Origin of the sequence: Rossellomorea sp. NPDC077527 (assembly GCF_044542955.1) — a bacterium.
GTDB classification, from domain to species: domain Bacteria; phylum Bacillota; class Bacilli; order Bacillales; family Bacillaceae_B; genus Rossellomorea; species Rossellomorea aquimaris_E.
Genome location: NZ_JBITVL010000002.1, coordinates 465269 through 492171 on the forward strand (window position 1 = coordinate 465269; position 26903 = coordinate 492171).

29 protein-coding genes and 3 other annotated features are annotated in these 26903 nt (G+C 43.0%); of the genes, 3 read left to right on the plus strand and 26 right to left on the minus strand.

Annotated elements, in window-relative coordinates; translation table 11 throughout:
* Positions 1-25 precede the first annotated feature (25 nt).
* The gene (gene pheS / locus ACIGG7_RS07540; protein WP_224939924.1) at positions 26-1063 is read right to left on the minus strand and encodes a phenylalanine--tRNA ligase subunit alpha; all 1038 of its coding nucleotides are present in this window, start codon (positions 1061-1063) and stop codon (positions 26-28) included.
* Positions 1064-1139: 76 nt separating this feature from the next.
* Positions 1140-1376: a binding site (T-box leader), on the minus strand.
* Positions 1377-1434: 58 nt separating this feature from the next.
* The gene (locus tag ACIGG7_RS07545; RefSeq protein ID WP_397549303.1) at positions 1435-2196 is read right to left on the minus strand and encodes a TrmH family RNA methyltransferase; all 762 of its coding nucleotides are present in this window, start codon (positions 2194-2196) and stop codon (positions 1435-1437) included.
* Between the two features lie 124 nt (positions 2197-2320).
* Here ACIGG7_RS07545 and sspI point away from each other — a divergent pair, with 124 nt between their 5' ends.
* Positions 2321-2536, plus strand: coding sequence for a small acid-soluble spore protein SspI (sspI, locus tag ACIGG7_RS07550; RefSeq protein ID WP_206851204.1), 216 nt, complete (start codon positions 2321-2323; stop codon positions 2534-2536).
* 199 nt (positions 2537-2735) lie between these two features.
* On the opposite strand, the gene ACIGG7_RS07555 is transcribed toward sspI, so the two are convergent.
* On the minus strand, positions 2736-3821 hold the full coding sequence (locus ACIGG7_RS07555; protein ID WP_224939922.1) for a M42 family metallopeptidase: 1086 nt from the start codon (positions 3819-3821) through the stop codon (positions 2736-2738).
* 100 nt (positions 3822-3921) lie between these two features.
* Positions 3922-4410: a dUTP diphosphatase gene (locus tag ACIGG7_RS07560; protein ID WP_397549304.1), complete on the minus strand. Its 489-nt coding sequence runs from the start codon at positions 4408-4410 to the stop codon at positions 3922-3924.
* Between the two features lie 145 nt (positions 4411-4555).
* Here ACIGG7_RS07560 and ACIGG7_RS07565 point away from each other — a divergent pair, with 145 nt between their 5' ends.
* The gene (locus tag ACIGG7_RS07565; protein ID WP_224939917.1) at positions 4556-4954 is read left to right on the plus strand and encodes a sigma-w pathway protein ysdB; all 399 of its coding nucleotides are present in this window, start codon (positions 4556-4558) and stop codon (positions 4952-4954) included.
* A 22-nt stretch (positions 4955-4976) separates the two neighbouring features.
* Here the strand turns inward: ACIGG7_RS07565 and ACIGG7_RS07570 are convergent, their stop codons facing one another.
* The 7 genes from ACIGG7_RS07570 to ACIGG7_RS07600 form a co-directional block, all read right to left on the minus strand.
* A complete protein-coding gene (locus tag ACIGG7_RS07570; protein WP_224939916.1) occupies positions 4977-5546 on the minus strand; it encodes a TVP38/TMEM64 family protein in 570 nt (189 codons plus the stop codon).
* Between the two features lie 95 nt (positions 5547-5641).
* Positions 5642-5920 (minus strand): DUF1294 domain-containing protein, encoded by a 279-nt coding sequence (locus ACIGG7_RS07575; protein WP_224939915.1) that lies wholly within the window; start codon positions 5918-5920, stop codon positions 5642-5644.
* An 87-nt stretch (positions 5921-6007) separates the two neighbouring features.
* The gene (gene rplT / locus ACIGG7_RS07580) at positions 6008-6367 is read right to left on the minus strand and encodes a 50S ribosomal protein L20 (protein WP_034757014.1); all 360 of its coding nucleotides are present in this window, start codon (positions 6365-6367) and stop codon (positions 6008-6010) included.
* Positions 6368-6395: 28 nt separating this feature from the next.
* Entirely contained in the window at positions 6396-6596 is a 201-nt protein-coding gene (gene rpmI / locus ACIGG7_RS07585; RefSeq protein WP_032087387.1) for a 50S ribosomal protein L35, read from the minus strand.
* A 23-nt stretch (positions 6597-6619) separates the two neighbouring features.
* A complete protein-coding gene (gene infC / locus ACIGG7_RS07590; protein ID WP_034757009.1) occupies positions 6620-7123 on the minus strand; it encodes a translation initiation factor IF-3 in 504 nt (167 codons plus the stop codon).
* An 88-nt stretch (positions 7124-7211) separates the two neighbouring features.
* Positions 7212-7351: a sequence feature (ribosomal protein L20 leader region), on the minus strand.
* Between the two features lie 204 nt (positions 7352-7555).
* Complete coding sequence (gene thrS / locus ACIGG7_RS07595) at positions 7556-9487, minus strand: threonine--tRNA ligase (protein ID WP_397549305.1); 1932 nt, start codon at positions 9485-9487, stop codon at positions 7556-7558.
* Positions 9488-9545: 58 nt separating this feature from the next.
* Positions 9546-9801: a binding site (T-box leader), on the minus strand.
* A 52-nt stretch (positions 9802-9853) separates the two neighbouring features.
* Complete coding sequence (locus ACIGG7_RS07600; protein ID WP_397549306.1) at positions 9854-10720, minus strand: putative sporulation protein YtxC; 867 nt, start codon at positions 10718-10720, stop codon at positions 9854-9856.
* A 73-nt stretch (positions 10721-10793) separates the two neighbouring features.
* On the opposite strand from ACIGG7_RS07600, the gene ACIGG7_RS07605 reads away from it, so the two are divergent.
* Positions 10794-10937, plus strand: a complete 144-nt coding sequence (locus ACIGG7_RS07605; protein WP_224939912.1) for a hypothetical protein — start codon at positions 10794-10796, stop codon at positions 10935-10937.
* Positions 10938-11014: 77 nt separating this feature from the next.
* Here ACIGG7_RS07605 and dnaI read toward each other — a convergent pair whose 3' ends face one another.
* The 15 genes from dnaI to ACIGG7_RS07680 all read right to left on the minus strand — a co-directional run bounded on the left by dnaI (position 11015) and on the right by ACIGG7_RS07680 (position 26900).
* Positions 11015-11947: a primosomal protein DnaI gene (dnaI, locus tag ACIGG7_RS07610; RefSeq protein WP_224939911.1), complete on the minus strand. Its 933-nt coding sequence runs from the start codon at positions 11945-11947 to the stop codon at positions 11015-11017.
* Between the two features lie 12 nt (positions 11948-11959).
* Complete coding sequence (locus ACIGG7_RS07615) at positions 11960-13345, minus strand: replication initiation and membrane attachment family protein (protein WP_397549671.1); 1386 nt, start codon at positions 13343-13345, stop codon at positions 11960-11962.
* 70 nt (positions 13346-13415) lie between these two features.
* Entirely contained in the window at positions 13416-13871 is a 456-nt protein-coding gene (gene nrdR, locus ACIGG7_RS07620) for a transcriptional regulator NrdR (protein ID WP_206851214.1), read from the minus strand.
* A gap of 82 nt (positions 13872-13953) precedes the next feature.
* A complete protein-coding gene (locus ACIGG7_RS07625) occupies positions 13954-14334 on the minus strand; it encodes a cytosolic protein (RefSeq protein ID WP_224939910.1) in 381 nt (126 codons plus the stop codon).
* A gap of 133 nt (positions 14335-14467) precedes the next feature.
* Positions 14468-14848, minus strand: a complete 381-nt coding sequence (gene speD / locus ACIGG7_RS07630) for an adenosylmethionine decarboxylase (RefSeq protein ID WP_034756998.1) — start codon at positions 14846-14848, stop codon at positions 14468-14470.
* A gap of 631 nt (positions 14849-15479) precedes the next feature.
* On the minus strand, positions 15480-16508 hold the full coding sequence (locus tag ACIGG7_RS07635; protein WP_224939909.1) for a glyceraldehyde-3-phosphate dehydrogenase: 1029 nt from the start codon (positions 16506-16508) through the stop codon (positions 15480-15482).
* Positions 16509-16952: 444 nt separating this feature from the next.
* A complete protein-coding gene (coaE, locus tag ACIGG7_RS07640) occupies positions 16953-17558 on the minus strand; it encodes a dephospho-CoA kinase (RefSeq protein ID WP_397549307.1) in 606 nt (201 codons plus the stop codon).
* 30 nt (positions 17559-17588) lie between these two features.
* Positions 17589-18221 (minus strand): sporulation membrane protein YtaF, encoded by a 633-nt coding sequence (gene ytaF, locus ACIGG7_RS07645; RefSeq protein WP_397549308.1) that lies wholly within the window; start codon positions 18219-18221, stop codon positions 17589-17591.
* Between the two features lie 65 nt (positions 18222-18286).
* Entirely contained in the window at positions 18287-19111 is an 825-nt protein-coding gene (gene mutM, locus ACIGG7_RS07650; RefSeq protein WP_397549309.1) for a DNA-formamidopyrimidine glycosylase, read from the minus strand.
* A 24-nt stretch (positions 19112-19135) separates the two neighbouring features.
* Positions 19136-21766: a DNA polymerase I gene (gene polA, locus ACIGG7_RS07655; RefSeq protein WP_397549310.1), complete on the minus strand. Its 2631-nt coding sequence runs from the start codon at positions 21764-21766 to the stop codon at positions 19136-19138.
* 217 nt (positions 21767-21983) lie between these two features.
* Positions 21984-22139, minus strand: a complete 156-nt coding sequence (locus ACIGG7_RS07660) for a hypothetical protein (RefSeq protein WP_397549311.1) — start codon at positions 22137-22139, stop codon at positions 21984-21986.
* Positions 22140-22223: 84 nt separating this feature from the next.
* Entirely contained in the window at positions 22224-23159 is a 936-nt protein-coding gene (gene hflC / locus ACIGG7_RS07665; protein ID WP_397549312.1) for a protease modulator HflC, read from the minus strand.
* On the minus strand, positions 23152-24114 hold the full coding sequence (gene hflK, locus ACIGG7_RS07670) for an FtsH protease activity modulator HflK (protein ID WP_224939903.1): 963 nt from the start codon (positions 24112-24114) through the stop codon (positions 23152-23154). Before hflK ends, hflC begins: the two co-directional genes overlap by 8 nt.
* A 300-nt stretch (positions 24115-24414) precedes the next feature.
* Positions 24415-26184: a two-component system histidine kinase PnpS gene (gene pnpS, locus ACIGG7_RS07675; protein WP_397549313.1), complete on the minus strand. Its 1770-nt coding sequence runs from the start codon at positions 26182-26184 to the stop codon at positions 24415-24417.
* Positions 26181-26900 carry a response regulator transcription factor gene (locus tag ACIGG7_RS07680; RefSeq protein ID WP_397549314.1) on the minus strand — a complete coding sequence of 240 codons (720 nt, stop codon included), beginning with the start codon at positions 26898-26900 and terminating at the stop codon, positions 26181-26183. Before ACIGG7_RS07680 ends, pnpS begins: the two co-directional genes overlap by 4 nt.
* Between the last annotated feature and the right edge of the window lie 3 nt (positions 26901-26903).

Genomic DNA, 26903 nt, shown 5'->3' on the forward strand with positions numbered 1-26903 from the left:
GTTGTACCTCCTACCCGATTTTCGATTACTCTTCCGTTCCGAACTGTGTGACAAAACGCGTATCGTTTGTGTAGAAATGACGAATATCATCGATACCGTATTTCAGCATCGCAATACGCTCAGGTCCCATACCGAATGCAAATCCTGTGTATTTCTTTGAATCGAATCCTGCCATTTCAAGGACATTCGGATGAACCATCCCCGCTCCAAGAATTTCGATCCAGCCAGTTCCTTTACATACACGACAGCCTTTTCCTCCACAGATCTTACAAGAGATATCCATCTCGACGGATGGCTCTGTGAATGGGAAGAAACTCGGACGTAAGCGGATTTCGCGGTCTTCACCGAACATTTTCTTGGCAAACACATTCAGCGTTCCTTTCAGGTCACTCATGCGAATGTTTTCATCAATGACAAGGCCCTCGATCTGTGTGAATTGATGAGAGTGGGTCGCATCATCTGTATCGCGTCGGTACACTTTACCCGGACAGATGATTTTGATCGGTCCCTTGCCTTTGGCGAGCTCCATCGTTCTTGCCTGAACCGGTGACGTGTGGGTACGAAGCAAGGTTTCTTCCGTGATGTAGAAAGAATCCTGCATGTCACGGGCCGGATGTCCCTTCGGTAGATTTAAGGCTTCGAAGTTGTAATAATCCTTTTCGACTTCAGGTCCTTCAGCAACAGTGTAACCCATACCGATAAACAGATCTTCGATTTCTTCTACGATCATAGTAAGAGGATGATGATTTCCCTTCTTCACAGGGCGACCTGGTAATGTAACATCAATCGTTTCAGATTGAAGCTTCTTTTCAACCGCTTCTTTTTCAAGAACGGCCTGCTTCGCTTCAATCGTTTCGGTGATCGCTCCACGTACTTCATTCGCAAGCGCACCCATTTTAGGACGTTCTTCAGCAGAAAGTTTCCCCATTCCTTTTAACGCTTCGGTTACAGGTCCTTTTTTCCCTAGGTAAGCAACGCGGATGTTGTTCAATTCTTTCAAGTCTTGTGCTTCGTTCACTTTTTCAATGGCTTCTTGTTGAAGGGAACGTAATTTGTCCTCCATTATACTTCCTCCTTTAATGTATATCGTCCGAATGGCGCTTTCCGGATTTCCAACCAAATAAAAAAACCCCATCCCAAAAAGGGACGAGGTTTATATCGCGGTACCACCCTTATAAGCATATCTAAAGATAGATAGACATACTCACTTCATTCGGATAACGGCTTATGCCGGAGCATCTTTACATTCTCATGGTCCCGATGCCAACTCGAGAGGTGAAATGTTCACATCATGTTTTCTTAAGAATGCTTACAGTCCAGGGCATTCTCTCCCTTGAAGAAGGTCATGTGCTACTTTCCTCTTTCAACGTTTTTAAATTATATGTGCCTTATTATAGTGAATTTCCCGGCATATTTCAAACCTTTTCACGAATTTCACTGCCCATTTTTGAAATAGTACAATAAAATGCCTGCCGCAATCGCTACGTTCAATGACTCACTCTTCCCGTAAATCGGGATGTAGAGGTTTTGATCGGTTTCAGTTAAAACGTCCTTGGACATACCATTTCCTTCGTTTCCTACGATGAGGGCATAAGAAGGACCAGGCTCGACTGTTGAATATTCGACTCCATTTTCAAGCGCGGTCCCATAAACCGGTATCCCACGTTCTTTCAGGGCTGGAATGGTTTCTGAAAGATCCCTTCTGACGATGGGAATGTGAAAGTGGCTTCCTTGTGCTGAACGGAGTACTTTAGGGTTATAAGGGTCAACCGTCCCCTTTCCGAGCACCACCATATCCATTCCCGCCGCATCGGCCGTACGGATGATCGTACCGATATTTCCGGGATCTTGCAGACCATCGAGAATCATGAAGGTTTTTGCTCTTTTAATATCATGCTCATCTTCTTTTTGTTTACAAATGGCAAAGACTCCTTGTGAAGTCTCTGTATCAGACAATGCTTTCCCGACTTCATCGGATACCATCGTCATGGAAACCGACTCCACCGTCCATTTCTGTGGAAGATCGATCCCTTCTACCACGATCATTTCAAGAACCGTATCCTCCTGTTTCAATGCTTCCTCCACGAGGTGAAAGCCTTCGATTATATATGCGCGGGTGAGATCCCGTTCCTTTTTGGTCAATAATTTCTTCCACTGCTTTACAACAGGGTTTTTCGATGATTGAATATACTTCAATCGTATCCGCTCCTTTAGGTTACTATTCAAGGTCTCATTATACCTTAACTTTCATACATAATAAATTCAATTTGAGACAAGATAACAATGAATTCCTCATCCTAGCAAAAAGGAGAAATGTGTGATGAATCTTAACTTACGAAAAGCGATCATACACAACGTATCTGGAAACAACCAGGACGAGCTGAGAGACACAATCGTTGACGCCATCCAAGGGGGAGAAGAAAAAACTCTTCCTGGCCTCGGTGTACTTCTTGAAGTCTTCTGGCAAAACGCAGATCCGCAGGAACAAAAAATGGTTCTTGAAACATTAGAGGAATCATTGCAGCAAATGCATTAGAAACAAGGGCAATCCTGAATGGGGTTGCCTTTGTTTTGTATTAATTTAGAAAAAGAGACCACGGTCAGGAACTTTTTTAATGGTTAGGATACGAATTTGGTGTCCTAATACGATTATCAAGCTGTTTTGAAATGAATACTGTAGTCAAAAAAAGATGCCCTGGTTCAATAAAAACCAAAGACATCTTTTTAAAAAATGATCAATCAAACGTAATCTTTGCCACTGTATCCTTATCCAGCTTCTTGATCACTTCTGTAATCAATTTCACTGCATTTTCGTAATCATCACGATGTAACATCGCTGCATGTGAATGGATATAGCGAGTGGCAATGGTGATCGATAGGGCAGGAACTCCATTTGCCGTTAAATGGATCGCTCCTGAATCTGTTCCTCCACCTGCGATGGCATCGAATTGGTACGGGATGTTATGCTCGTCTGCGGTGTCGGTCACAAAATCGCGAAGACCTTTGTGGGAAACCATGGACGCATCATATAGTATGATCTGAGGGCCTTCCCCCATCTTACTTGAGGCTTCTTTATCAGACACTCCCGGTGTGTCGCCTGCGATTCCGACATCCACACCAAAGCCGATATCAGGCTGAATCTTGGCTGCAGCCGTTCTTGCTCCACGCAGACCCACTTCTTCCTGTACCGTACCGACTCCATATACGATGTTCGGGTGCTTCTCATCTTTCAGGTTTTTCAGAACATCGATGGCAATCGCACATCCGATGCGGTTATCCCATGCTTTCGCTAAAAGCATCTTTTCGTTGTTCATCACAGTGAATTCGAAATGAGGGACCACCATGTCTCCAGGCTTTACTCCCCATTCCTGTACTTCTTCACGGCTTGATGCACCGATATCAATGAACATGTCCTTGATTTCAACCGGTTTTTTCCGGGCGTCAGGAGGCAGGATATGCGGCGGCTTGCTTCCGATCACACCTGTTACTTCCCCTTTGCTTGTCACGATCGTCACCCGCTGGGCAAGCATGACCTGTGACCACCAGCCACCTACCGTTTGAAAGCGCAGGAACCCTTTACTGTCGATTTGGGTGACCATGAATCCGACTTCATCCAGGTGCCCCGCCACCATGATTTTAGGACCATTTTCATCGCCTACTTTTTTGGCGATCAGGCTCCCCAAATTATCTGTCGTTACTTCATCTGCAAACGGCTCTATGTATTTCTTCATGACTTCACGTACTTCTCTTTCATTACCAGGCACGCCTTTGGCATCGGTTAAATCCTTGAGCATAGTCAATGTTTCATCTAATTTCGCCATTGTTTCGACCCCCTAAATATTCATACTCTTTCATTATACTAGAACATGTGTGATTCATCAAAATTCCCTGAATCTTCTTTACAGAAGAATAACCTCCTGCTTAATATCCTTCTTTTTGACGATTATAATTCACTTCATTTTTCTTTACATAGGCATCAAACACTTCTTCATGGGTAAATCCGAGGAGTTCCCCGAGATATACATAGTGTCTGAATAATTCCTGAAAATGTTCAACCGACCGTTCTGCAGCAAAATGATTCGCATATTTAAACACGTCCATGAACTGCTTTGTCACATCTTCGTTTGTATAATTCGTCTCCCCTAAATCGAATTGCTGTATGCCGATTTCAATTCCCAGTGACAGGATGAAGTGTACTCCATCCACGAATTCCTCCAGGATGACCTCCTTTGAAGAAGATGGTTTTGTACTCCAGAACTTGAAGCTTCTCGTTTCATTTGCGAGTTCTCCCACTTCGACGAGCAGAGCAAGGATTTTCTTGTCGATAAGGTCTTCCTGCTCCAGACCATGTTCCTCTTCGATATGCTGATCAAGTTTCTTCTGCATGTCCAATAACGTTTCAATATTCATTGTAACTCTCCCCTTATGATGTCTTTATCTATGGTTCTCTCTCTTAGTATGACAAATTTTTAAACAAATTTATAATAAAATGAAACCTTTTTCTTTTCTAACCGTAAATAATAGTGGAAGAAATATGCCTATGGAGGTAATCGTGATGCTTTGGATTATTCGATTAGCGATTTTTTTACTTATCATTTATCTTTTATACAGCAGTGTGAAATATATCATAAACCCAAAGCGAAAACTGGAGCTTGCCCAGGAACAAAAACGGTTTTATTTTCTCGATGATCAGGAAAATGTCCGAAAGAACTTTCACATAACGTATAAAGGCGTGCTATTCGAGGGTGAAAAATACCTCGGGGCTACAGAGCGGTCTTTCGAAGTGGTATCCATTTTTGTATGGACGAAAAATGTCTCCTCGCTGAAAGGACTCACCCAGGAGGACTTCGAATACTTACAGAATGAAATCAAAGAACGATACCCAAATGCCAAACTCGACTGGAAAAGCCCAATCCATGAATTCCTTCAAAAAACGCAACAAAAAAACGACTAGCTCAGCTGGTCGTTTTTTGATGTTATTTACCCGGAAAAAACTCTCTCCACTCAATGACACGTACCCTTTCTCTCAATAAGTAAAATAGGACAATGAGTGCAATGAAGATCATGACAAGAATAGGCGGGGAAAATTGTTTGATGTATTGGCCGAAGACGGTGTAAAAAAACGCCAGGGGAATGTTTGAAAGGACAGATGCACGAACGAAGGGTTTGAGCTCCTTCTTCCGCTCGAGCAGGCATAGATTAAGCAATTGATAGTGAACAAATGGTATCAACCGGAGAACCGCGATCTGGCCCGTGGTGAGGGTCGCATTCCGGCCGAACCACTTCTCTTTCAATCTAAGCAGCTTTTCATAAAACGATTTGAAGCCTTTAATGACAAAATAAAAAGTGACAGATAAGAGCGTTAATCCGATCAAGGAGTACAGAGTGCCGAAGAGACTTCCGAACAAGACTCCTCCGGCCATACAGACAAGGGCGACGGGGATGAACAGAAATTGCCTCAGGACGTGAAATAAGATAAACAGAACAGGAGCCATATATCCGCTTGATTCCATCAGGGCGAATGCAGCAACCAACCGTTCGTCCATGGCTAACGCGACCTCCTTCTGCTTTTCTAAGCTGTTTCTACACACTCTTTATATAGTATGTAAACGAGACGGGTTAAAGAATGAAAACTTTGGTTTCAAAGGTTTGCATTCAGCCAGATAAACAGTATGCAATGAAGCATGACGAGTAGCGGAAAGCCGATGGCGAACTGTTTATGCTTGGTTTTATGCCTGTATACTTTCATTCCTATGTAGGCTCCAACGCTTCCCCCTACAATCGCAACCTGCCACAGGACCCGCTCGCTGATCCGGTACTCATGGCGCTCTGCTTTTCTTTTATCCCTGCCCATAATGATAAAGCCGATGATATTGATGACGACGGCGTATAAGTATAAGATTTCAGTCAATGCTCCCATGATTCTACCTGCTTTCTATATGGTTGATGATATGAAGAAAGGACCGGCCGGGGCCAGTCCTTTTTTTCGCTAACGGATTAGCGATTATTATTTGTTTAGTTGAGCTTTAGCAGCATCAGCTAATTGGTTGAATGCTTTTTCGTCAGAAATCGCAAGCTCAGCAAGCATTTTGCGGTTTACTTCGATACCAGCAAGTTTCAATCCGTGCATTAAACGGCTGTAAGAAAGACCGTTCATACGTGCAGCCGCATTGATACGTGTGATCCATAGTTTACGGAAATCACGTTTCTTTTGGCGACGGTCACGATAAGCATACATGTATGATTTCATAACCTGTTGATTTGCTACTTTATATAAAGTATGTTTTGAACCGAAATAACCTTTGGCTAATTTAAGAACTTTTTTACGACGTCTGCGTGTTACTGTTCCGCCTTTTACGCGTGGCATAATAATTCCCTCCTGTTTCTATTACTTCTTATTTTAGGTTGTCAAGCATATGACGAATGCGTTTGAAATCTCCTTTAGAGACAACAGCCGCTTTACGTAGCTTACGCTTTGCTTTAGTAGATTTGTTTGCGAATAAGTGGCTTGTGTAAGCGTGTGAACGTTTAAGTTTACCAGAACCTGTTTTCTTGAAACGCTTAGCTGAGCCGCGGTGAGTTTTCATTTTTGGCATGTGCTTTTCCTCCTCGGGTCCTCTTATTTTTCGTTAACTGGTGCAAGCACCAAGAACATACTGCGACCATCCATTTTCGGTTTTGATTCAACGGTTGCTACATCTTTGCACTCATCAGAGAAGCGATCTAGAACGCGTTGACCAATTTCCTTGTGCGTAATCGCACGACCTTTAAATCGGATTGACGCTTTCACTTTGTCTCCTTTTTCAAGGAACTTACGAGCATTACGAAGCTTAGTATTGAAATCATGCTCATCAATCGTCGGGCTTAAACGCACCTCTTTAAGATTGATGATCTTCTGATTCTTACGTGCTTCTTTTTCTTTCTTCTGTTGTTCAAACTTAAACTTACCGTAGTCCATGATACGAGCAACGGGTGGTTTTGCATTTGGAGCAACAAGAACAAGATCAAGATTTACACGTTCAGCAATTTCAAGAGCTTCATTCTTGGATTTGATTCCAAGCTGCTCCCCGTTTTGATCGATAAGACGTACTTCACGGGCACGAATCGTTTCGTTTAAGATCATGTCTTTGCTAATAATTAGCCACCTCCAAGGTTTATTAAAAGAATACACGGCTTTGGCCGACGCACTCGCAATCCCTTTTCGCGTTTGCACACAAAAAAAGATGCGAGTGTCGAAACACCCGCACCTGATTATTAAGCATATATAAATGGCTTTAATAGTCAATCACATACCTGTAAACAGCACGAACGCGTTATTCAGGTGAGAAGCGGGTAGCTCCTTCTTGTACCAAACTGTATTCAATTCACCTTAGATACTATATCACATGACAATACCGCTGTCAAATAATCATTTATTATCACAACGTATTTCATAATATCAGACATCTCAGGAGAGTGCAACAGTTTTTTTGAAATTCATTGGTAGGGACGGACCTCCAACGGAAACATTATGGTAAACCACAATGACCATTTGGAGGTCCGTCCCTCTTCTTTTTTAGCGATTCGCTTCTTTTGTGATGTGAGCGATGAATGCATCAAGAGAAATCGTTTCTGATTTCTGTTCCCCGTATTTACGGACGTTGACAGCTGTTTCCTTGATTTCATTGTCTCCCACGACAAGCATATAAGGGACTTTACTCATTTGTGATTCACGGATCTTATAACCGATTTTTTCATTACGGTCATCGATTTCCACACGAAGCCCTTCAGCTTGAAGCTTTTCTTTCACTTCTTTCGCGTAGTCGAAGTGAACATCCGGAGAAACCGGGATCACTTGAACCTGCGTTGGAGCAAGCCAAGTCGGGAAAGCTCCTTTGTATTCTTCGATCAGGAATGCCACAAAGCGTTCCATTGTGGATACAACCCCACGGTGGATAACAACCGGGCGATGCTGCTTCCCGTCTTCCCCTACATACGTTAGGTCGAAGCGCTCTGGAAGTAAGAAGTCCAATTGAACAGTGGATAGTGTTTCTTCCTTACCAAGGGCCGTTTTCACCTGAACGTCCAGTTTAGGACCGTAGAATGCCGCTTCCCCTTCTGCTTCAAAGTACTCAACATCCAGTTCATCCATTGCTTCCTTGATCATTCCTTGTGCACGGTTCCACATTTCATCATCATCGAAGTACTTCTCCGTATCTTCAGGATCACGGTAAGAAAGACGGAACGAATAGTCATTCAGATCAAAGTCTTTGTAGACTTCCTGAACAAGACGCACGACACGCTTGAATTCTTCCTTAATTTGATCAGGACGTACAAAGATATGGGCATCATTTAGAGTCATCCCGCGTACACGCTGAAGTCCGGACAGAGCACCAGATAGTTCATAACGGTGCATCGTACCAAGCTCGGCGATACGGATCGGCAGTTCACGATAGCTGTGGATGCCGTTTTTGTAAATCATCATATGATGAGGGCAGTTCATCGGGCGAAGGACTAAATCTTCATTGTCCATCTCCATGACCGGGAACATATTCTCCTGATAGTGATCCCAATGACCGCTTGTTTTGTACAGCTCTACGCTACCCATGATCGGCGTGTAGACGTGATCATAACCGAGACGTTCTTCTTTATCAACAATATAACGCTCGATGATACGGCGGATCGTCGCACCTTTAGGGAGCCACATTGGAAGACCTTGTCCCACTTTTTGTGAGTTCATGAAAAGGTTCAATTCTTTACCGATTTTACGGTGATCACGCTCTTTCGCTTCTTCTAAGAGACGAAGATGCTCTTCAAGGTCTTCTTTCTTGAAGAAAGCTGTACCGTAAATACGTTGAAGCATTTTATTATCACTGTTACCACGCCAGTAGGCACCGGCAATGCTTAGCAGCTTGAATTCCTTGATTTTATTTGTAGACGGGATGTGCACTCCACGGCATAGGTCGAAGAATTCACCCTGCTCATAAATGGAAACCTGCTCCCCTTCAGGAATGGCTTCAAGCAGTTCAAGCTTGTACTCATCACCGATTTCTTCGTACATTTTCTGAGCTTTCCCGCGGCTTACTTCTTTACGGACAACCTCTAAGTTTTCTCCTGTGATCTTCTTCATTTCCTTCTCGATCATTGGAAGATCTTCCGGAGTGAATGTATGCTCTGAATCGATATCATAATAGAATCCGCCTTCGATGACCGGCCCGATTCCAAGCTTTGTTTCAGGATATAAACGCTTAATTGCCTGTGCCATTAAGTGGGCTGTACTGTGACGAAGGATTTCAAGCGCATCTTCGGAAGGAGCCGTAACAATCTCAATCGCTCCATCTTCCTGAATCCCTGTGCGCAAGTCAATCAATGCATCATTTATTTTACCAGCGAGCGCCTTCTTCTTCAGTCCGGGACTGATGGACGCAGCAATCTCTTCTGTCGTTGTCCCTTTAGGAAACTCCTTGACATTTCCATCTGGGAACTGAATTTTCACTACTTCTGACATGTGATTTCACTCCTTAAAGTATCGTTAAAAAACATAAAAAACCCCGCCCCTTCACATTTGAAGGGACGAGGTTAGTAAGTAATCTCGTGGTTCCACCCAACTTCTCATTGAATGCGAATAAACAGACAATGACTTCATTGAAAACGAATAACGACATTTAGCCGTCAATCATTACTGTGAATCCTGTATGACCCAGTTCATGATTGCAGTTCCGAGGTGGTAAATATCCCTAACGAATTAGGAAGCTTGCAGCCTTGTGACTTCCCTCTCTGTGAATAGAATAGAAATATTCTTGTCCTCATCATAACCTTTATTTATTGACTTATTATGTAGGTATTATAATCGGTTATGCTTGGAAAAGCAAGCCTATTCATTCGCGATATCCCATGAAGGATATAAGAGAGTATCAGGAAAATAACTCAACGGCAAAAGGTCGATCCGCTCTTCAAAAATATTTTGAAGGGTCCTGATCAATTGGTGGTCACCATTGCCATAAACGAGGATTTTCTCCGGGGCAAGGGATAATAACGGCGCGATGGTGTACGAATCAACGTATAATGGATGATTCGTCAGCAAGCGCTTATCAATCGCCTTCGTCAATTCCTGCCGGGTCACTTCTTTCATATCTTCATCAAAAAATCGGAAACCATAACCCGTCGAATATAAATGGATTGTACACATCTTCTGTTCCCTGGACGCAAGATACTCCCTGAGCATATGAACAAACATCTGGTATTCCTGCTCCATCTTATATTCTTCTATGGCCAGGTCAACCATCAGGATAATCCTCTCCTGAAGCTTCTTCAACCTGAATTTGCTAAAGGAGTCGAATGATATGGGTGCCTTCCCTTCCATCAAATGTTCCAAACTGTCACGGACGCAACCTGCTTCGTCCCATTCCCCGACCAGTTCCATCAATTCCGGTCGTTCCCCCATCCTCATCTCTGACACAATTTCTAAAATTTGATTGATTTCATCAATATCTTCATAAAGGTAATTTTCCCGCAGGACTGATTCGGACCAATCCATACATTTATCATTCATGACGAATTTAGAAACCCCGTTGAACAGCTTTTCTCTCTCCTTGAAGAAGGGGGAAACCTCAATCGTCAGATTATAGTGAGTTTTATGTTGAAAGAGTGTTTCATGGAACCATGATTGGATGAACTCTTTATTAAGGTATTCTTGAAGCTTTATTGCATCATTTTTTTGCTTGAAAATAAATTCAATCAAACTTTCTCGCCTCCTTAAACCCAATTCCCTGATTTATATATATGGGAGGCTTGTATAAATTAGAAGTTGATGAGTGAATTTCTTTTTGGGGAAGGGCTATTTGGGGCTGATTCAGCCATGGTTGACTGTTCGATGTGACATTCCAGCCGTTTTCGCCGATAATCCGGCCGTTTCCTTTGAAAAACCGACCGAAATCTCAAAAAATCCAGCCATTTAACAAATAATGCAAATAACCCAGCATCATTATCTCATAAAAAAAGAAAGGAAACCGCATCCGATTCCCTCTCCATCAACCTATTCTCTTCTATTCTTACCATCAATCAACACTGGCTTCGACAAATACTTGATTCGCTCCATGATCCGTGCAGCCTTCAACTTTTCTTCTTCCCCGCGCTGACTGTACGTCAGGTGATGGGTCAGCTCGCTGAAGTTGAAGTTGGAGGTGAAGAATGTCGGCAGGTTTTCAAGCATCCGATACTGGAGGATGGTTCCAAGGATTTCATCCCTTCCCCAACTCGACATCGTTTCTGCTCCGATATCATCAAGCATGAGGATCGGTGCTGTTTTCACCATCTCGAGTTTTTCATTGACCGAATTATCACCAAGTGATTGTTTGATTTCCCGGAAGAACTCGGGAACGTATACGATTAAGGAAGCTATTTTTTTCTCAGCAAGTTCGTTAGCCATGGCTCCCAACAGATAGGATTTGCCTACCCCGAATTTTCCGTAAAAATAAAGACCTTTCATCTTGGTTCCTTCTTGATATGTCTCTACGAAATTCTTTGCCAAACGCACAGCTTCCAGGCGGCTTTTCGAATCAAGCTCGAGTGTCTGGAAAGACGCTTGTAAAATATCTTTCGGTACATATAAGCTTTTGATCAAGCGCTGAGCACTCGTTCTTTCATCATGGATGACCTTGCGGGGACAGCGATGATAATCGATGTCGATGGTGTTGCCTCTGATCACTAAATGAGGGTCATAACCTTCCATCATATTCTTACATTCCTGTAAGGATGGGCAGTACCGGCATTCCTTGCTTTGCGAGATGTATTCATACAGCTTCATCAGGCTACCATTGACCATTTCAGCTGTTACAACACCTTCATTCCTGCGGATAAAATCCTTCACATCACTATTTTCCAGGATCTCTTTTTTCATTTGTTCATATCGTTGTTGAAACGAACCAGAAGTCGCCAACCGTTTTAGGGTGTTATTTATTTTCTCCACCGTTATGTTCACCTACTTCCGAAAATTTTTTAATTCTTCTTCGAGTTTTTTCTTTTCCGCTTCAAAGTCGTATCCGTCAGAAGACGTGTCGGATTCTTCAGTGGTTTCCTCTTCCTTAAACCAGTCCGGAAGCTTCTCTGTACGAATCGGCTTTCTCCGCCTGTTCGATTTCGTTTCCTTCTTACCTTCCGCCCACTCCATGTACTGCTTATGTTCTTTTTTGGCGAGATCCATCGCTTCACTAGCCGTCTTCACTTTCTTCCTGGACCAATGAGACGCAATTTTCTCCATGTATCCCTTTGTCAACTTCATATCCGTTTTCAACAGAACATATTGAATCAGCACATTCATGACGCCGATCGGCAGTTTTTGGGCCATGAGTACTTCTTCAACCGCCTGAAGATCCGCCTTTGAAGGTGACCCGCCATTGGATATGTCCGATAACACATCCTTCGGTGACGTGGTTTCCAGATATTCAATGAGCTCTTCTTCCTGAGAAAGCGGTTGATCGCGCACCTCGGGTTTCTTTGGCTCAAGTCTTGTTGTCAAATCGGGCAGTTGGTCTCCGGTTTGCATGCCATACCAGTCCCGTGCCGTTTTACGCAGCAATTCAATATCGATTGAATCATCGGCATCCAGGGAGCTTAAGACGATATTTTTCATTTGAAGGGGATTGATTCCATAAAGGTAGCTCAGCTTCAATACGGTTTCCTTCACTTTTTCCGTAAAAGCTTTCCGGGGAACCATGGATTCAGATAACCCGCCAAGCAATAATTGAAAGTCGAAATCGACTTCGTCCAGGGCCAGTCCATCATTCTTTCCATATTTCATATATTGTTCACCAGAGGCAGTCTCGGAATCCATATTTGCATCATGGTGAAGGAAATTGATCGGCTCCGATGTAAACACATCCTGAAAGGAACGTGTGATATCGGTGTAATGATCGTGATCAACCGTTACATCAGAGAAAAACTTCTTCAAACGCAAGTAATGGGTCCGGCCGATCTTACGGTATAAATATACATTCAGCATTCCATCATGAAAGAATTCCTGGGGAGACAGTGGCGGCTGCAATTCATAAAGGAAACGGCGGTCTTCTTGATCCTTTTTCACATAAACCTTCAACAACCCAATTCCTTCAAGCTTCATCCTTGCTTCATAAACGTCCTGAAGGTTGACAGACAGAACATTCATCAGATGATAGTGAGTGGAATCCGTCGACCAGAGACGGTTTTCTTCCACTTCCCCCCACAGGCTCATATAGAGGCTGTAGCATACGGAACCGATTAAAGGCTGGTATAGAAATGTGATGATTTTCCGGTCATATTCCTGAAGCATCCCATTAGTCCCCACCGTGTAGTGATCGATCGGTTGTATTTCATTCCAATGCTTCTTCATCATAGTTGGATTCTACCTTTCAATAAATAAAGAGAAAAGAGCTAAAGAATATCATCTTCAGCTCATTCTTCTACTCTTTTTTTATCAATTCTTTTAATTCGTCTATAAATACATTAATATCTTTAAACTGTCGATATACGGATGCAAAACGGACATATGCCACTTCATCTACTTTAGCAAGATGATCCATGACCATCTCACCGATCTTCACAGATTCTACTTCGGAAGCACCTTGATTCCGAAGATCCTTTTCAATATCCGTTGAGATCTTTTCTAACCTCTCAAGAGGAACAGGGCGCTTCTCGCAGGCCTTGATCAGCCCTCTCAAAATCTTTTCTCGACTAAACTCTTCTCTTACCCCTTCTTTTTTCACGACAATCAAAGGAAGCTCTTCAACCTTCTCAAAGGTCGTAAAGCGAAAATTGCATACTTCGCATTCTCTTCTTCTTCTGATTGAACGTCCTTCATCAGCAGGACGGGAGTCCACTACTCGTGTACCATTATGCTGGCAAGACGGGCACTTCATAATATCAGCTCCGTTATTACAAACTATTACCTTCATCATATAAAAAAGCCGCGACTTACACAAGCTTCTGAAGGATTTACCGTTATTTCGCTTTGGTCAACTCACTATCAAGCTGGTGATAATAATGACTGATCTGTGCTTTTAAAACGGTATATGTACCAAAGATCTTTCCTTTATCTGCACTAATTTTGAAATCGACTGCCGTTTCAAGCGGTCTCACCGTGATGACCGTGGCGACGATGAACAATTGGGGCGTTCCGTTTTTCCGGACCGTGATTTCCCCTCTATCTTTGGACTGTGAGATCACATCGTACTCGGCCGATGAGAACAAACCTAGTACTGCATTAAATGCACCTTGATGCATGGATTTATAATAGCGTGATTGCAGTTCTTTATCTTCATGCTGATCGGATGTTTCACATTCCGATTGAAATCGTTTTAATAGGGTGCGTAATCCACTCATTTCAAGTTCCTCCCTTTAGTTACCCTTATTTTACACGAAAAGGCAAAATTGAAAAACCCATAATAATGCACAGTGAAGGAGCGCACAAAAAAAGAGATGCATGAAACACGCATCTCTTCTGAGTTATTATCGATTAAAGGGCTTGAGCCTGAGACTTTTTCACTTGTACTGGACCCATACCACGCGGCAATTCGATTGTTTCGCGTGTGTCAGCACCAAGAGCATCAGCAATATATTCAGCAGCGATATTAGGATCTAAATCACCGCAAGTATATACATCAATACTGGCATAACCATGTTCAGGAAAACTGTGGATCGTTAAATGTGATTCTGAGATGATTACCACTCCACTTACACCTTGAGGAGCAAATTTGTGGAAAGCCACCTCACGAACTTCTGCACCTGATTTAAGTGCAGCATCTACGAATGTTTTCTCAATTCCTACTACATCGTTTAATTTTTCAAAATCGCAACCCCATAATTCAGAGATTACATGACGTCCCATTGTTTCCATTTTCGTATTTCCCCCTTTGACATGATTTTTTTCGTCAAAATGAACGGATCCTTTGGCAAAATCTTAACTACCACGGGGGAAAGTTAGTCCGAAGAGGTCCTAACCCTTTAAGTAGTTAAATCAGTATTCATTTGCTAATAAGAAGTTCACGAAAAATAGTATACTTTGTTTAAATCTCTTTTGCAATAAATTTTTATAAAGTTTTTTAACCATATAAAAGTAAAATCCTTTTCTCTTTTTCAATAAAGAGCATAGTAGAGAGATCTCGTTTTCTTTGAAGACCGTTCCTTTCCGCTCCAGGCACTTGCTTTCCGGCGGGGCGTGAGTTGAGCCTCCTCGGGCTTTGCCCTGTGGGGTCTCAACTTTCCCGCTATTCCCGCAGGAGTCAAGTGCCTTCCGCTACAATCCACTCTGTGATTCTAATTTAGTTACACTATTTATTGATAGTACTAATCAGCTTTTTTTAAAGCATAAAGTTTCCAAACAAACTTTAACCAGTAGCAACTAGATGTCTCCACTACTTATAAGAATATACTTCCCTTTGTCCTTCCTAAAGCGTGTAAAAAAAGAAAAGAACGCACCCGAAACAGGTGCGTTCCTATGATTCGCTTTATTGTTTATGTTGGTTCTTTCAAACGTTGACTTCTTGTTTGGCATTCATTTTGCTCGCGACGAATTTAGCCAGGTCTACGACACGGCATGAGTAACCCCATTCATTATCATACCAAGCCAATACCTTCACTTTTCGGCTCCCCATGACCATCGTGGATAAGCCGTCGATGATCGCGGAGTGAGGATTTGTATTGAAGTCGATTGAAACCAATGGTTCAGTCGTGTATTGAAGCACTCCATGCAGGGAACCAAGGGATGCTGTAATGAAGGCTTCATTGATTTCTTCAACCGTCACGTCTCTTTTCACATCTACAACCAGATCTACTAGTGAAACGTTAGGAGTCGGCACGCGTAAAGCCATTCCATGAAGCTTCCCGTTAAGCTGTGGAAGAACCAATGATAATGCTTTTGCTGCACCGGTAGTCGTCGGAATGATTGATTGTCCGCAAGCTCTTGCTCTTCTCAAATCTTTATGCGGATTATCAATATTCTTTTGATCATTCGTGTACGCATGCACGGTCGTCATGAGACCGTTTTCAATTCCGAACTGCTCATCCAGTACTTTTGCAACAGGAGCCAGGCAGTTCGTCGTGCAGGAAGCGTTGGAAATCACACTGTGTTCCTCAATATTTAATGCGCTTTCATTTACTCCCATCACAATGGTAACGTCCTCATTTTTCCCAGGGGCTGTAAGGATGACTTTTTTCGCTCCCGCTTCTAAATGAAGGCTCGCTTTGTCCTTTGAATTGAATTTCCCAGTCGCTTCAATCACGATATCAATATTCAATTCATTCCAAGGTAATGCTTTAGGATCACGATTGCTTAATAGCAGGACACGTTTACCGTTGATGATGAGTGCATCATCTTCTGCCACTACATCTGCCTGGAATGTGCCATGATTTGTGTCATACTTTATTAAATGGGCTAACGTTTCAGCAGGGTAGCTTGCGTTGATGGCTACAACCTCTAAGTTATCCTCTAAGATTGCTTTTCTGAAAACCATTCTTCCAATACGTCCAAAACCATTGATTGCAATTTTCGCCTTCATAAATCCGGCTCCCCTCTATATTAATGTTATACTTATATGTTTATTTGCTAAAAATAGTATAACATATTTGGAGAATTAGTTAATAAGTATTTTGCGGATTTTTAATGTTTTATTATTCTGACAAATAGGCTTATTGTATGTATATTTTTACGGTATGGAAACATACATGTTTTCAATGGCATCGCTTACATTTTTGCACGAAGCATGTGCTGGTTGAGTTCCGCTACACGTTGCTCGCTTTCCGCGGGGTGGGCGGTGAGCCTCCTCGGCTTCGCCTGCGGGGTCTCACCTGTCCCACTTTTCCCGCAGGAGTCGAGCAACCTTCCGCTACACTCAACATAGATATCATGATGCTATCAATTAAAATGCATATAATTCCACTTAAAATATTCCATGAAGGCAAAATAAAAAACCGACAAGTTCTCTTGTCGGTCATTTGTCTTGCTATGGTTTCAGGTCCCATTTCACTATGAGGGATTCAAGCTGTTCTTTTGTTTCATGCAGTGATCCGTTGTTGTCGATGACTGCGTCGGCAAGGTTGACTTTATCCTTCAGGGGGAATTGGGAAGCGATTCGGCATGATGCATCTTCGCGATTGAAGTGATTCCGTTCCATTAAGCGTGAGAGCTGGGTTTCTTCGTTCACGTATACCACGAGGGTGCGATCCACCATCCACGTCAGGTCGCTCTCAAATAATAAGGGGATATCCATGAATATGGTGTTTTTTCCTGATGCAATAGCTTCGTCTTTATACTGAAGCATCATGCTTCTTACAGCTGGATGCACGATACTATTCAGTTTTTTCCTTTTTTCTTCCGAGTTAAAGATGATCTGACCGAGCTTTTCTCGGTTGATGGTTGTATCGTTTTCGTGAAGGATACCGTCACCAAATTCCTCAACGATTGCAAGATAGGCGGGCTGACCGACTTCTACGACCATTCGGGCAGCCAGGTCTGCATCAATGATGGTATATCCTTTTTCGTTTAACATGGTGGATACTGTGCTCTTTCCACTGGCAATTCCACCTGTTAATCCAATTATATTTGCCATGATCGTATCCTTTCCAATACTCGCCGGTTACTAAAACCGCAGGATCCCGATGAGGATGAGCAGTACACCCGGAAGAAACGAGACGCGGTGAATCCAGCGCAGATGAGAGAAGAATTCCCCCATCTTCAATCCGGAGAATAAGAAGGTAAAGCTCATCACAAAGATTGCCAGGCTAAGTAGTAACGGCGAGAAGTGTAGTAGTGCTGCACCGATTCCGGCACCGAAGGCATCCAGAGACAGTGCGATCCCAAGCATGAATGCCTCGATACCCGTGATGGTGCCTGATTTATCAAAGTCCGCCGTCAACGGCCTTCTTAATATTTGAATCACCAAACCTATGGATTTAATTTCAAAATTGATCAGTGTTTTTTCTTGCGGAATGACTGATTCCTTTTCCGGTCTGAAGAACTGGTAAAGAACTGCCGCACCGATCACAACTAAGATTATACCGCCAATCCTTCCAGCCCACACCGGGGTGATGATGGACCCGATGGTTTGACCAAGTAACATGGCCAGCAATAAGGAGCTCGCTGAACAGATCGAGATAATACTGATTGATTTTGTAGGGATTTTCACTTTTCGCAATCCATAAGTCAAACCGGTGCTAAAACTATCGAGACTCACAGCAAACGCCAGCAGTAATAAGGAGATTGTTTCACTCATCTAATAGCCCTCCCAAAAATCATTACAATACTATATGGTAAGGGCTTATCAGATGTTAAACGTTTCTAATGCTGACATTGGGGACAATAATGGGTCCCTCTCCCGGCTGATACTTTCTTCTCAATGAGCGTGCCGCAATTCCGGCACGGCTCTTCTTTTCTGTTGTAAACATACAGGTTCTGCTGGAACATCCCCATCTGACCCTGGGAATTCACGTAAGATCGGATTGTACTGCCACCCATCTCTACGGCTTCGGTCAATGTATGAATGATTTCCTTGTGCAGCACGTCGATTTCTTCACGTGACAAGGACTTCGACTTTCTGTCAGGATGAATGCCGGCACGGAATAATGCTTCATCTACATAAATGTTCCCAAGACCCACCAGTACCGTCTGATCCAACAGTGTCGCTTTCACGATTCTGTCCGTCCTGCCAAGCTTTTCAGCCAGATAGTCCACCGTGAACTCTGATAGAAACGGTTCTGGTCCCAATTGCAGGAGGGGGAGGTGAAGCAGTTCCTCCCCTTTCTTGAACAGGTGCATCGTTCCGAATTTACGTACATCACGGTATCTGAGCTCCGTCCCGTCCGTAAAATGGAAGATGACGTGAGTATGTTTTTCAACGGGATCCTGATGAGAAGCAAGATTATACTTTCCTTCCATTCTCAAATGGGAAACTAGCGCCACATCGTTAAAGTAAAAGATTAAGAATTTCCCTCTTCTTCTCATTTCAAGGATTTCCTGACCTCTCAGGCTATCGATGAATGCTTCCGTATCATCTGGGTTTTTAACCATCTTCGGCCAAAACACACTGACATCTTTTATTTTCTTTCCTAATACAAGGAGCTCCAATGTTCTTCTGACCGTCTCTACTTCGGGCAGCTCAGGCATTGTGCCACCTCCTTTTACATAAAACTACTTCGCGTCGTACCATGTTTGTCCGTATGAGTAATCGACCTTCAGAGGAACTTCAAGCTCCATGGCGTTCTCCATCACTTCAGGGACGATTTTCTTCAAGGTTTCAATTTCTTCCTCAGGCGCTTCAAAGATCAATTCATCATGTACCTGTAATAATAGCCTCGACTGAAGATTCTCTTCCTTCAATCTGGCAGCCATGTCGATCATCGCCTTCTTGATGATGTCAGCTGCACTGCCCTGGATCGGTGTATTCATCGCGGTCCGTTCAGCAAAGCTTCGCAAATTGAAGTTACGGCTCGTGATTTCCGGAAGGTAGCGGCGGCGATTCATCAGGGTCGTCACATATCCCTTTTGTTTCGCATCCTGGACGATGTCATCCATATATTCTTTCACACCCGGGAAGCTTTCCAGGTACTTCTTAATGAATTCCCCTGCTTCTTTACGCGTGATATCAAGGCTTTGTGAAAGGCCGTAGTCACTGATTCCATAGACGATCCCGAAGTTTACGGCTTTCGCATGCCTTCTCATATTGGACGTGACCTCATCCTTCTCTACCCCGAAGACGTCCATGGCGGTTTTCGTATGGATGTCCATGTCGTTTCTGAAAGCTTCAATCAATTTCTCATCTCCAGCTATATGAGCGAGTACACGTAGTTCGATCTGAGAATAGTCGGCAGCGAACATCACCCATCCCTTTTCAGAAGGAATGAATGCCTGACGGATCTTCCGTCCTTCTTCCAAACGGATCGGGATGTTTTGAAGGTTTGGATCCGTAGAACTTAGGCGGCCCGTTTGGGTGAGGGCCTGATTGAAGCGAGTATGAATCTTACTTGAATCTTGATGAACAACCTTCAATAAACCTTCCAGATAGGTGGATTGAAGCTTTCCTAACTGACGGTAATGAAGGATATGATCAATGATTTCATGTTTTGATTGGAGTTTTTCCAATACGTCTGCAGAAGTGGAATATCCCGTTTTCGTTTTCTTCACAACCGGAAGACCCAATTTTTCAAAAAGGATGACGCCAAGCTGTTTCGGAGAATTGATATTGAAACTTTCCCCAGCCAGCTCATAAATGTTCTTTTCCAATTCTTCCAGGCGGAGGGCCAATTCCTCTTTCATTGTTTGCAAGCGCTCCTGGTCGACTTTCACACCGGTGAATTCCATTTCGGCAAGGATCAACGCAAGCGGTAATTCCAATTCCATGTATAAATCATAAAGATCATTTTCTTTTAATTCATTCATGCAGGTATCTTTCAGTTCGTTCAGGATGAACGCTTTTCGAGCGAGATGCTCTGATAGAATCTCTGTGGAAGGAACCTTCTGCTTGGCCCCTTTTCCATAAACGGCTTCATCCGATTCGACGGAAGGCTGACCGTGACCTTTCGCAATGGACGCAAAGTCTTCACTCGATTCAGACGGATTGATGATATAAGAAGCCAGCAATAAATCAAACTCGATCCCTTTGATATCAATTCCTTGTCGCTTTAAGGCAACGACCGTTTCCTTCGAGTTGTACACATACTTCAACGAAGATTCGTCTTCTGCCCACTTTTTGAAAGCATCAGAATTCAACGCCGTTTCAAGACTAAAGAAAAACGTCCCATGTTCATTATGAAGGCTCATTCCAATGATGTTCCCAAGGTGGTAATTCTCCTCAAGCATTTCGATGTATAAGGAGCTCTCGTTTGCAAGCTGTCCTTCATTAATGGTTTCCAACACTTCAAAGGAGATATCATCAAGCTCTTTTGGTTCTTCCTGAGCAGACTCCCCCATTTTCTCCAGTAAGGAATTGAATCCAAGATCCCTGTAAACTTCCTTCAGTTTCCCTTCATTCATACCATCATAATTCAGTTCTTCAACCGTGATCTCGATGGGAGCTTCCCTTAAGATCGTGGCCAGCTCTTTACTCATAATGGCCTGCTCTTTATTATCTTCAAGCTTTTCTTTCAGTTTCTTTCCACTCACTTGGTCAATGGACTCGAGGAGCTTTTCCAGGGAATCGAATTCCTTCAGGAGCTTGATCGCCGTCTTTTCACCAACGCCTGGGACGCCAGGTATATTATCGGAACTATCCCCCATCAAGCCTTTCATATCGATGATGCGGTCAGGCGTGATTTCCCATTTTTCTTTAATGTGCTCTGGGGTATACACTTCGATATCCGTAATCCCTTTTCTCGTGATGCACACCGTCGTATCTTTGGAGCTAAGCTGGGTTAAATCCTTATCCCCGGAATATACCTTCACTTCAAAACCGTCGGATTCTGCTTGAAGGGAAAGGGTTCCGATGATATCATCCGCTTCATAATTCTCTTTCTCATATCTTTTGATCCCGTAAGCGTCCAATAATTCCCTGATATAAGGGAACTGTTCTGACAGTTCCGGCGGGGTTTTCTGCCTGCCGCCCTTGTATTCCGTGAATGTCTTATGGCGGAATGTCGTTTTCCCGGCATCAAAGGCCACGAGGATATGAGATGGCTTCTCATCTTCAAGTATCTTCTGGAGCATGGTTGTGAAGCCATACACCGCGTTTGTATGTACACCCTTGTCGTTATTTAATAAAGGCAGGGCAAAGAATGCACGGTAAGCAATACTGTTACCGTCAATCAAGACTAGTTTTTTGGACATATAAGTACCTCCTGTAAAGGCTTCTGATTCTATATCTTTATTCTATCATGTCGGGGAATGAAAGGAAAAACGGGGCACTTATGAAGGGATTAAGAATGGCAGGGTACATAATTCCGGCAGAGAAAGAAAGATTTCGCCTGCAATCTGGAAAAACTTCAATACTGTATAAAGTTAATTACCGAAATGCCGTTAGTAATTTGACTAAATACTGGATTAACTAGTGCAGCGCTTTGATAACTTGTGCCACTTTTTGCGAAACTCGTGCCACTTTCCCATATACTTGTTCCACTTTCAACGAAACTCGTGCCACTTTCGCATATACTTGTGCCACTTTCAACGAAACTTGTGCCAAAAGTAAACTAAAGACTAACAAACGTATCCTTCACGCACTCATAAAACCGGAACACAAAAAAACCCTTGAAGAATGGACAACGCCACTCCCCAAGAGTTTCTTCATTTATTCCGTATACCCCATCAACAGTCTTGCATATGGGGAATCCGACGGTAGAATGATAACCGTTTTATCATCCACTGTTTTCTTATACGTTTCAAGCGTCTTATATAAATCATAGAAGGCAGGATCTTTCGAGAACGACTTGTTGTAAACCTGCGCAGCTTCAGCTTCTCCTTCTGCCCGGATCACATTGGCATCTGCTCCGGCCTTAGCAAGGAGCTCCTTCACTTCTCGGTCTGTTTCAGCCGTAATCCTTTGCTTTTCGGCATCTCCTTTGGATAAGTACTCCTGTGCCTTGGATTCACGCTCTGAAATCATCCGCGTATAGACGGAGTTCTCATTCGCTTCAGGCAAATCAGTACGCTTCATACGAACGTCCTCCACGACGATCCCATATCCATCTCGACTCAATAGCTCGTTTACTTTGTCTGTCACTTTATCATTGAGACTTCCACGTGATGATTTTTCATCATTGATAATCTCATCATACTCTAAACGTCCCAGTTCTGAGCGAACGACCGAGTAAATAAACTCTTCCATCTTTGTTTCAGCATTGACCACCGTTCTTGCATTCTTGATCATTTTAAGAGGATCTTCAATGCGCCAAACGGCATAGTTGTCGATAAGCATCCGTTTCTTATCCTTCGTATTGATTTCAGCTTCCGTGACATCATACGTCATTTGGTGTTTTGGTAGAGTAGTCACGGACTGGATGAACGGGATCTTATATTTCAAGCCCGGTTCCTTGTCAATCCTTACCACTTCTCCAAATTGACGGACGACTTTGTACTCTCCCTCTTTCACAATGAAAAGGCTCGTAAACAAGATGAGAATGACCGCAATGAGAATAACAAGGAAGATCCCTAATTTTGTGTAACGTTTCCACTCCACAGGATCCTTTTTCTTTGCCTGGATATCAAAGACGTTCTGATCACTCATTCTCATCACTTCCTTCCTGTTTCACTGGTGCATTCCCATTTTCCAGCTGTCGGATAGGGAAGTATTTCAACGTTTCTCCACTATCCTTCATAATATAAACTTCTGCATCCGGCAGGACATTTTCAAGTGTTTCCAATACCAGACGCTTTCTTGTAATCTCAGGATTCGATTTATACTCATTATAGAGCTTATCAAATACAGCTACATCACCACGTGCCTGCTCCACACGCGCAATCTTATCCCCTTTTGCTCTGGAGATGACGGCATCCTTCTCCCCTTGGGCTTCATTTGTACGCTGATTCCGATATTTTTTGGCTTCATTGATTTTCGTATTCATTGTTTCCCTTGCATCCGTCACGGCTGTAAAGGCTGAGCGAACTTCCGCATTCGGCAGCTCAACATCCTGTAATTTCACTGCAAGGATGGATATTCCGATATCATAATCATCGATCAAGTCCGTTAATAAATCTCTTACATCCGCCTCGATCTCGGCTTTCCCAGAAGTTAAGGCATCATCGATCAATGAACTACCGATAATACTTCTTAGTGAAGATGATGTGGCGTCATAAAGAATTTCCTTTGGATTATCCGAGTTGAATAAATAGCTTTCCGGATCCGTGATCTTCCATTGCACCACAAGGTCGGCAAGAACGATATATTCATCCCCGGTGATCATTTTGGTTTCTTTCGGAAAGTCTTTGATTTTCCCATCCTTTTCTTCATATCCGAATTGAAGACTGAAGGTTTCTTTCGACAGTACTTCCACTGATTGCATCGGCCACGGCATCTTGAAATGCAGTCCCGGCTCTACAACCGGTTCCCCAGCTTCCCCGAACGTCAACACCAGTGCCTGTTCTGATTCGTCAACGGTATACCAGGAAGTTAGTAATACAACGATTAAAATGATGGCCGCCAATACCATTCCTGCTACCATATAAACACGCTTCAAACTCATATGCACCCTCCCTTTTCTATCTCTATATCTTATTTTCTTCCTACTAAGATATACGGACATAAGACAAAAAGGTTTCAAAAAGATTAAGAGAAGGTGACAGAGAGTCTACCCAAAAAGAGAGCGTTTCCAAAAAATATAAATGCGAAAAGACGAGAACGGGGTTGGTTCTCGCCTTTTCATAACACCTTGGATGAAGGGGTTTCACTTAGTATCGTATCACCTGATTGTTAATTGTATTTAAATCTATTGTAAAGACAATGTAAAATAAGTGAAAACTAACTAAGCTTTCTTTATCTTGGGTCAGGATGAAAAATGTTTATTCAAAGAGACAGTGAATGTCGTACCTTTGTTCAATTCACTCTCCACTTCTATATCACCCTCGTGAGCTTCAATGATATGTTTGACAATCGCAAGTCCGAGTCCGGTCCCGCCTGAATTACGGCTTCTCGCTTTATCCACACGATAGAATCGTTCAAAGATTCTCGGTAGCTCTTCAGGACTGATACCAATTCCGTTATCTTTCACCCTTACATATACTTTGTCAGGATCATCTTGAACGGTGATCACAACATTTCCGTCTTTTGGCGTATATACAATGGCGTTTGAGATCAAATTGATGAAGACCTGCTTCAGTCGGTATGAATCCACTTCTGCCATCCCTCTTGAGTCAAAGGACGTCTGAAGGGAAATATCCTTTGATTTGGCTTTCTCATTTAATATCGGCATGACATCTTCTATCAGACCAGCCACTTCTACTTTCTGAACGGACAGCTCAAACCCTTGCTTCTCGATCTTCGATAATTCGAGTAGATCTTGGATAAGGGATTGAAGCCGGTCACTCTCCATCAGGATGATGTCTAAAAATGATTTTAACGTATCAGGATCATTCATTGCCCCGTCCAACAAGGTTTCGGAGAACCCTTTGATGGAGGTGATCGGCGTTTTCAGCTCATGTGATACGTTCGCCACGAAATCTTTACGCATCTGTTCAAGCTTTTTAAGCTCCGTGATATCGTGGAAAACGACGACAATCCCTTTCCATTCATCATTGTTCCCAATGATCGGCGCACCGTACACTTCATAATGTTTTCGGTCAAGTTTGTGGGGAAGGAGGATTTGTTTTCTTAACCTCTCTTCTGTCATGAAGATCTCTTCCACGAGTTTATTCACTTCCTGATAGTGAATCACCTCATGATACCGTACTTTTTTCAGCTGGCTTTCCTGGAGATTGAAGAAATCCCTGAATGTCCGGTTCGTCAACACCACGAATCCTCGATGGTCAATCAGAAGAAGAGCACTTCCCATATTTTCAATAAGGGTCGTTAAGCGGTCCTGCTGCATTTCCTGGGCATTCACCATCTCTTGTAGGTTTCTCGCCAGAATATTGATCGAGGTGCTTAACATACTCGTTTCATCGAGCCGGTCTTCATAGGTCCTCGCCCGGTAATTTCCCTTGGCAAGCTCAATGGCCACATTTGTCGCGGATTCAATGGGCTTTGTATACCTGACTGTAATCCTCGATCCTAAAATGATGATGAGAACCAAGGCAAGACCGAGTGATATGGACAATACGAACCAGATTTGCTGCGTACCTTTTTCAAGGGCTTCCACCTCGGTACTCATAATGAGAAGCCCCATCATATCATCGTTTGTATTTTTCAAAGGATACCAATAATAGCGATATTCATTTCCAGAAGCAACGAGTTTTTTATGCTTCTGCTTGACGTCCCAATTCTTTTGGATTTCCTTTACAATCCTCTTTTGCTGGGGACCGACAAGTGAGTCAATCGCTTCTGTATCATGAACCACCTTGCCGGCCTTATCCAATATCGTAATCCGCACATCCAAAATGTCACTTAATTCCTGGATCATGTCCGGGTTGATGTCTTTTGGTGCCCCGTTCTCTACAATGGAGCTTGCGAGTAGTCTTGCTTCTTTCTGGATCCTCGAATTAAACGTATCTAAATAAAAATTCTTGAAAATCTGGCCTAAAAGGAGACCAAGTCCAATTAAAACAGCGATGATCAACGTAATTAGAGCAAAAAGTAGCTTTGTCCTAAATTTGGTCATCGATTTTTAGGCTCCTCCAATTTATATCCCAACCCACGAATCGTTTTAATATAGGTAGGTTTTTTTGTATTGGATTCGATTTTTTCACGTAAGTGGCTGATATGGACATCCACAATTCTGGTGTCACCGGCGAAATCATAGTTCCATACCGCACTCAGCAGTTGATCTCTCGTCAACACCCTGCCTTTATTGTCGGTTAAATATAGGAGAAGCTCGAATTCCTTCGGTGTCAGTTCAAGTAATTCTCCTTGGAAATATGCCTCATATTGCTCCGGATACACCTTTAGTTCACCGACTTCCTTGTAATCTGTCGGTTCCGGGGAAGCGGGTTCTACAGCCTCTTGAATCGCCTGGCTGCGTCGAAGGATTGCCTTCACCCTCGCGACCACTTCACGAGGACTGAATGGCTTTGTCATATAGTCGTCTGCTCCAAGCTCTAATCCAAGAACCTTATCAAACTCATCGTCTTTCGCCGTTAACATCAAAATCGGGATATTAATCTTTCGTTGTCTCAATTCCTTACACACTTCAATACCATCCATGGAAGGCAGCATAAGATCAAGAATGATCAGGTCCGGAGTTTGTTCAATCGCCAGATCCATTCCTTCTTCACCGTCATGTGCCGTTGTAACCGAATACCCGGATTGCTCCAGATTGTACTTTAAGAGTGTTGCGATTGATTGTTCATCATCGACTACCAAGATTTTTTTGCTCATTTG